General features: G+C 35.0%; 2 protein-coding genes. Both read right to left on the reverse strand.

Features of this window, described 5'->3' with window-relative positions; translation table 11 throughout:
- Positions 1-1,173: 1,173 nt before the first annotated feature.
- Complete coding sequence (locus DXB91_RS13980) at positions 1,174-1,512, reverse strand: hypothetical protein (protein WP_147344001.1); 339 nt, start codon at positions 1,510-1,512, stop codon at positions 1,174-1,176.
- Between the two features lie 10 nt (positions 1,513-1,522).
- Positions 1,523-1,952, reverse strand: a 430-nt coding sequence (locus DXB91_RS13985; protein ID WP_207661329.1) for a hypothetical protein, incomplete at its 5' end; no start/stop codon positions are given.

Genomic DNA, 1,952 nt, shown 5'->3' on the forward strand with positions numbered 1-1,952 from the left:
CATCTTCAAGCTTGCCCAAGTCTACATATAAAAGCACGCCTCTATTCCCCATTATTTTCATCCCCCCTGTACTTGTCAAGTATAGATGTTGCTGGAACAAATGCAACACACGTACCAGCAACACCTGTAAATTCTTTATAGTTCCTAAATTCCAGCCTCTAAAGTTCCATAATCAAGCCATTGCCTGTGCAGAACCCAGCAGTAGCAACCTAGTTCCAAATACAGTACGAATAGGAACTAAAACCACAAGCCGTAATTCGCCCTGTTTTGCCTTTTCATGCCACAGTGGAAGTAGTTAGCACCAAAAGACGTAAAGACAAACGTAGGACAACGTGTGCATTCGTAAGGGCAGAACCAGCAAAAGCACCAGCTAAGACTGGCACAGGAATACCCCTAGAACTGCTGGAACTACTAAGTTTTCTACCGTTTATCTCATGAAGGGAGAAAGTTATCGTGGACGAAACTTAAAAACTTATTCGATAGAAATCAATGATCCTGTTGAATAAGGGACAATAAGCAATTAGATAAGTTGGTGCATTGGCTATTTCTAATGAGCTTAAATTGGTCAATTCTGTTGGACTCTGAGTGGTTAATTCCCCCAGGCTCTAACATCGGCACTTTCCTTATATGCAGGATTTTGAACGGACACACTGTCACCAGATGTTCAAAAGAAAGTAACTTGATATGGGATTTTTTAAAAAAATAAGAGATTTTTCAAAAGTAATTGTGGAGAATTGAGGGCATAGAAAAAGCCAGTAGATTTTTACGTTTCTCTGCTGGCTCAATAAATTTAATATGCAATTACATATCGTGAATATTTATCCTATTATTTATAATATATTTGCATCACCAGAAGGAATATCCACATAAAAATTACCGCCTTTTGACCATTTTTATATCTGCTTTACCGTTTTTAGGACTCCTTTTTTAACTAATTCTACTCATAAAACAATGCATTTGTTCAATCTGTTACATTTCATCTGAAATTCTTGTTCATTTATCTGAATGGATTATGTTTCATATCTACAGTTGCCTTCCGTATGACGATGCAATGTTGTTTTGTATTTCTTCTAGAGCTGGTAAATTTGAAACGACAAGAAAAAACGGAGACACCCTAACATATCTTTAGGTTGTCTCCGTTTTTAGTTTGAAATAACTTTCTAAATAATATTTTTACCAATAAAGCAACTCACTTATTTCATCTGATTTTCTTAATATATTTTTCCACTTTTCAGATGTTTTTACAGTTTCAACATTAAGCATATCAGGAATACGTTCTAGTTCCAAATAAGCATTCCTTAACTCTATACTTTTCTCTAATATATCATTATCAATCATACCTTCATCTAAAAAAAGATTTAGTGTATCTTCGTGCAAGAAACTAATTATATCTATTGAAAATTCTTCAAATAGATTATGTTTAATTGTATCATCATCTTCTAGAAGCAGATAACTTCCACATTCCTCAATTGTACTTTTAAAATTCTCATATCTTTTTTCTAACGAAATCATTTTGTCACCCCTAATCATAAATTACAGTTGCTTTATCACCCTTCAGTGGAATATAAGTCTCTGGATTTACTACTTTAATTTTTCCAGTAGCTCCAGATGATATTCCATAATATGAACCTCCATGCTTACCTCCGCCTGGATGATAAAAAATAGAAATATCACCGTTCATTAATTTCCATCCACCACCATTACTTCCGTATACACCTCTAGTCCAGTCGTTCCCTAGTATAGTTTGCAACTCATCTACAGTATACCCCTTTAGTCTAGTCGGGTCACTGAAAATGTCATCAACAGAATTGATATTCCAACGAACATTGTCTGCACCATATTTTCCCTTTAAATATTCATTCCACTCTGCTCCACTTCTAGGTATTTCGTTATTGAAATTTGTCTTACTTCCACCCTCACAAGTAATACTTCTTTCAGACTCCACCCGTCCT

Origin of the sequence: Coprococcus sp. OM06-34AC (assembly GCF_003462545.1) — a bacterium.
GTDB classification, from domain to species: Bacteria; Bacillota; Clostridia; order Lachnospirales; family Lachnospiraceae; genus Coprococcus; species Coprococcus aceti.